Source organism: Nocardia sp. NPDC058497 (assembly GCF_042720195.1).
Taxonomy (GTDB): domain Bacteria; phylum Actinomycetota; class Actinomycetes; order Mycobacteriales; family Mycobacteriaceae; genus Nocardia.
The window spans coordinates 1-4932 of sequence record NZ_JBHXMY010000455.1; the positions used below are offsets into that span (position 1 = coordinate 1).

7 protein-coding genes are annotated in these 4932 nt (G+C 67.4%); 3 read left to right on the forward strand and 4 right to left on the reverse strand.

Going from position 1 to position 4932, the window contains the following annotated elements; translation table 11 throughout:
- From ACFWPJ_RS24655 to ACFWPJ_RS24665, 3 genes are all read right to left on the reverse strand, one after another.
- The coding region (locus ACFWPJ_RS24655) for a thioesterase II family protein (RefSeq protein WP_378854756.1) at positions 1-267 on the reverse strand (267 nt) is incomplete at its 3' end.
- Positions 268-292: 25 nt separating this feature from the next.
- On the reverse strand, positions 293-1162 hold the full coding sequence (locus tag ACFWPJ_RS24660; RefSeq protein WP_378854757.1) for a class I SAM-dependent methyltransferase: 870 nt from the start codon (positions 1160-1162) through the stop codon (positions 293-295).
- A gap of 33 nt (positions 1163-1195) precedes the next feature.
- Positions 1196-1852: a TetR/AcrR family transcriptional regulator gene (locus ACFWPJ_RS24665; protein ID WP_378854758.1), complete on the reverse strand. Its 657-nt coding sequence runs from the start codon at positions 1850-1852 to the stop codon at positions 1196-1198.
- 219 nt (positions 1853-2071) lie between these two features.
- Here ACFWPJ_RS24665 and ACFWPJ_RS24670 point away from each other — a divergent pair, with 219 nt between their 5' ends.
- Positions 2072-3274, forward strand: a complete 1203-nt coding sequence (locus ACFWPJ_RS24670; protein ID WP_378854759.1) for a serine hydrolase domain-containing protein — start codon at positions 2072-2074, stop codon at positions 3272-3274.
- A gap of 5 nt (positions 3275-3279) precedes the next feature.
- On the opposite strand, the gene ACFWPJ_RS24675 is transcribed toward ACFWPJ_RS24670, so the two are convergent.
- Positions 3280-3861, reverse strand: coding sequence for a TetR/AcrR family transcriptional regulator (locus ACFWPJ_RS24675; RefSeq protein ID WP_378854760.1), 582 nt, complete (start codon positions 3859-3861; stop codon positions 3280-3282).
- 77 nt (positions 3862-3938) lie between these two features.
- Between ACFWPJ_RS24675 and ACFWPJ_RS24680 the strand changes: the two genes are divergently transcribed.
- Both ACFWPJ_RS24680 and ACFWPJ_RS24685 read left to right on the forward strand, forming a co-directional pair.
- On the forward strand, positions 3939-4331 hold the full coding sequence (locus ACFWPJ_RS24680; protein WP_378854761.1) for a nuclear transport factor 2 family protein: 393 nt from the start codon (positions 3939-3941) through the stop codon (positions 4329-4331).
- 17 nt (positions 4332-4348) lie between these two features.
- Positions 4349-4867 (forward strand): DUF1772 domain-containing protein, encoded by a 519-nt coding sequence (locus ACFWPJ_RS24685; protein WP_378854762.1) that lies wholly within the window; start codon positions 4349-4351, stop codon positions 4865-4867.
- Positions 4868-4932: the final 65 nt, after the last annotated feature.

A 4932-nucleotide genomic window follows, 5' to 3' on the forward strand; every position in this document is an offset into this window, starting at 1 on the left:
GGCTTTCCTCAGCTCGGGAAGCAGGCCGTCGACGAGGCCTGAGATGTTATCCACGAGCGGTTCATGCCTTCTGTCTTGTCGCCCCGGATACTGGACGGCGAGAACGTCGTATTCGGATCCGATGCTCTTGGCCAATGGTCCGAAAGAGATGGCGGACCCGCCGGCGTGCGGAAAGCAGAACAACGTGTGGGATCCGTCCCCGGCGGCAGGGGACAGGCGACGTAGCCAGCTATTACCCATGGGGTGGGAAGCCTTTCGTTGCGGCATGGATACGCGGGCCAGGGCTCGCGAGCTAGCGGCTCGCCGGTGTGTGCCTGAGCCGCACCACCGAACTCCACGGCTGCCAAGCCTTGTGGATCGGCTTGCGGGGATCTGGCTGCGGGAACAGCGTCATCGGCTTCATGAACCAGGGCAGCCGGTGGAACCGGTGCGCGGCCGAGGTCAGTGCTTCCACCTCGTCGGCCGTCCAGTCGAGGTCGGCGAAGTAGCTCAGCGGATCGACCGGACCGAACTGCCATGGGGCGTTGGCCAGCAGTTCGGTGGTGGCCTTGCTCATCCGCTTGAAGACCGCCTGATTATTGACATCCAATGCCCACCAAGCGATTTCAGGACGAGCCAGCGCGGCCGCCAAGCCGATGACCTCGTCGTCGGCGAGGTAGTAGATCAGACCCTCGGTGAGCACCAGCGCCCGCTGCGCACCCGCGAGGGCCTCGTCCAGGAACTTGCTCCGCGCCTCGGGGTCGGCGAGATCCACCGCCGTGCGGGTGAGCGCGCAGCGCGGCGACTCCCCGGCGAGCAGCTCGTTCTTCTCCTCGACCAATGCGGGGAGATCGGCCTCTATCCAAGGGAATTCGGAGGGCAGATCCAGCCGGTAGGGGCGGGTATCCATGCCCGCGGCCATATTGAGCACCCGATCGCAGCCCTGCTCGATGGTCTTCATGATCAGGTCGTCGATGAGTTTGGTGCGGGTGACCAGATTCCAGCCGTTGTGCATCACGCGTGGGGTGCGGGCGGCTATGGCGCGGCCTCGCTCACCGGCGACCAGGTCGGCGAGGGGATCGTCGAAAAGCGCATCGGGACGGGCAGATTCGGCCGCGCGGAAGGCGGCCACCCAACGGGCGGTGTCGGAAACGTTCGTAACAAGATCAACGGTCTCGGCCACCAGTGCAGTCTCGCACAGCGAACGAAACGATGCTCACCAGTCCGGCCCCGAACCGCCTGGCTCGCGCGCCGCGCGGGCGGCATCGCCGGGGGTGGGCCTGCCGAGCACCTGTGCGAGAAGGTGTTCCTTCAGGTTCGGCCAGGGGGAGTGCAGGGTGTCGGCGCCGGGGATCGCGGCGATGATCACAGTGCCGCGGACGGTGGCGACGATGATGTCGAGGGTGTCGTCGAAGTCCGGCCTGGCGGCGAAGGTGGGGAGCAGGGCGTGGGCGATCGTGCGGATCGCGTCCATGCCGCGAGACAGTGCGGCCTTGACCTGGGTGGCGATCTCGGGGTCGGTGCGGGCGACGTTGAACAACTCGAACACCGCGGGGGTGATCGGGAGGTTGTGGATCTCCCAGAGGCGGTCGAGTAGGGCCGCCGCGCGCTCGGCCTCGTTGTCGGCGTCGATCGGCTGCGCGTTCGCGTCGGCGACCAGCTGCTCGACCAGGCGGATCATCGCGGCGTCGACCAGTTCGGTCTTCGTGCGGAAGTAGTGCTGCTGCGCGCCCTGGCTCACCCCGGCGCGTTCGGCGACCGAGCGGGTCGTGGTTCCGGCGTATCCCACCTCGACCAGGCTGTCGATCGTCGCGTCGAGCAGCGCCGTCACGGTGGCGGCGCGACGGTCGGCCTGCCGCCGGGGCGATTTCACCAGCGCATCGTAGCAATCGGCGTGAAGTGCAAGTCGTACGACTTGTATGTCACTCGACTTATCACTATCGTTGCAGACTCCGAGAGGCCATCGCGGCCTCGAAATGCTTGTTGATCTGCGGTAACGTGGACATCCGGCTGATTTGCGGGCAGCGATCCGGAATTGGTCTGTCAATGGTGACATGTGAGGTTCTTTATGCGTGGAGCATCGTCTCGTCCGGTGCCGTCGAACACCGCGATCCGCGGCAGTGCCGCGCCCCAGTTCCAGGAAGCCATCGACCGCTTCGGGCGGCTGTTCGACGGTGGGCGAGGCGGGGGTGCGCTGGCGGTGTACCAGCACGGGCGGCGGGTCGTCGACGTGTGGACCGGGTGCGCGGATGCCGCGGGAGAAGTTCTGTGGGAGGAGAATACGGCGGCGCTGTCGTATTCGACCTCCAAGGGCGTCACCTCCACGGTGCTGCATGTGCTGGCCGAGCGCGGGCTGGTGGACTATCGGGCGCCGGTCGCGGAGTACTGGCCGGAGTTCGGCGCGAACGGTAAGGCCGGCATCACCGTCGCGGAGGCGATGAGTCATCGGGCCGGGTTGTCGCGGATCGGCGTCTTCGCCCGTAGCGCGGACGAACTCGCCGACCATCAGCTGATCGAGGAACGCCTCGCCGCCGCGGCATCGGACAGGTTCCGCGGATTCCCCGCCTACCACGCGATTTCGTACGGAACCATCATCGCGGGCATCGCCAGGGCGGTGACCGGCAAGAGCATGGGCGAGTTGTACCGCACGGAATTGGCCGAACCGCTCGGCGTGGACGGGCTGCATCTCGGAGCCCCGGGCCCCGACGCGCGCACCACCGTCGCGGTGACCCACGGGTCGACCACTCCGCTCGGAATTCCCCAGGCCGACATGGTGATCCGGCTCGCCTCACGCACGCTGGTGCCCGGTGCGGGATTCCTGCGGTCGATCTACACCGAGGGCATCGACCGGCTGGCCCACGGCGCGGATCCCGCCATCCTGCGTGGTGAATTGCCCGGGGCGAACGGTGTTTTCACCGCGCGCTCGCTCGCCGCCGTCTACAACGCGATCGCGACCGAGTCGCCGCTGTTCTCGCGGAAGCGGGTGCGTGCCATGGCGCGTCTGCAGTCGGTGCTGCCCGACCGCAACCTGCTGCTGCCGATGGGCTGGCGTCTCGGCTATCACTCCATGCCGGTGGCGGGTGCGCGAAATGCCTTCGGGCACATCGGCTTCGTCGGTTCCGGTGGCTGGGCCGATCCCGCGTCGGGGCTGGCCGTCGGGTTCGTGCACAACTGGGCGCCGGAGGCGCTGCTGTTGCCGCGCGATCAGTTCGTCCTGTTCGGTCTGCTGGCCGCGATCGTGCGCGGCGCCGGCGCGGAAGCGGGCGATCCGGTCGACTTGCCGGTGGCGGTCTGACCGTCTTACGGAACGCTCCCGCCGACCAGCCGGAGGACGCTGTCGCGCAGGGCCGTCTGCGCCTGCGGCTGGGTCATCCGACCTGCCCTGACCTCGTCGCCCGCGGCATGGCTGACCGCGACGATCGCGGTGACGAGCCACTGCGGTGACACCTCGCCGTCGAATTCGCCCGCACGCTGCCCTCTGGTGACGAGGCGGAGCAGCCGATAGTTGATGGGGAGCTGACGATCCTCGTCGCGTTGGCGCGCGAACGCGCCGACGTGGTGGGCGAGCGGCGAGACCCGGAAGAACCGCCAGCCGACGTCGAGCATCCGCACCAGGGCATCGGTGGCCGGGCCGCTGTCCAGGTCGGCCGCCCGCATGGCTTCGTTTGCCTGTCTGGTCGTCCGATCGACGACGGCGTTGACCAGATCGTCCCTGGAAGCGAAGTGCGCGTACACGGTTTGCCTGGTCACGCCGGCTTCGGCGGCGACGGCGGCCATCCCTGCGTCCGGTTGGGTGGCGAACAGCCGGGTGGCGGCGTCGAGCACGGCCGCCCGGCTGCGGGTGGCGTCCGCGCGTCTTTTCGGTTCTCCTGATCCAGCCAAAGTCTTACACCCTTGTCAAAGTTGCGTGGCTCTGTCTAACCTTTACAGCACTGTAAGAATTCTACGGCTGGAGTGTCATGGACCCCGCACCGCCCCGCTCGCCCGAGCAGTTCATCGCCGATTTCTTCACCGAGTACACCGCCGCCGCCCTGGATGGTGACAACGATCCGGCCGACGTCGTCGACCGGTTTCACGCGCCCGACATCGTGCAGATCGCCGACGGGATCAGGCTGGATCGGGACCGGCTGGTCGCCCACATCCGTCCCGTGCGAAAGAACCTGCGCGACTACCGGTTCGAGGTCGAGGAGGTGATCGCGGACGGCGATCGGATGGCCGTGCGGATGACCATCCACGCCACGATGCGCACGACGGGAACCGTCGTCACGGAGGTCTTCCTGTTCGGTGAGTTCACGCCGGACGGCAAGCTCCGCCGCGCCGACCAGCTCACCCGCACCGTTCCCGCCGCCTGATCCCCGAGGAGATCCCTGTGCTCGTCCGAAGTATCCGATCGCTCGCCCTGCTCACCACCGGACTGCTCACCGGCGCCTTCGGCTACGGCGCCGCCAACCTCGTTCCGACCTTCGATCGAGTGCCGCTGCAGATGCGCCTCGATTTCCACACCGAACTCATGCAGAACAACAGCATCAGCATGCAGGCCACGATGGCCGCCGCCGCGCTGAGCTGCCTGGCCGCCGCCGTCCTGGCGACAGGTCGGCACCGGGTCGTCGGCGCTTGCGCGACGGCGCTGGTGGTCGCCTCGTTCCTGATCACACGACTGGGCAATGTGCCGATCAACCACCGGATCAACGAGTGGGCGGTCGCGGGCGCTCCGGCTGATTACGCCACCATCCTCGCCCGCTGGGATGCCTTCCACTTCCTGCGCACCGGGACCGCGCTGGCTGCCTTTGCGCTGATCATCGCCCTCGTCGTCTGGATGCGGCGCTCGGACGAGGGGCCGGCGCCGGCTCGGGTGCGGGCGGCCGCATTGTCCGGCTCCGACCGCTAGGTCGTGCTGCAATATTTGTACATGGGTTTCTGAATACAGAACTATCTGTACAATAGGAGCCATGG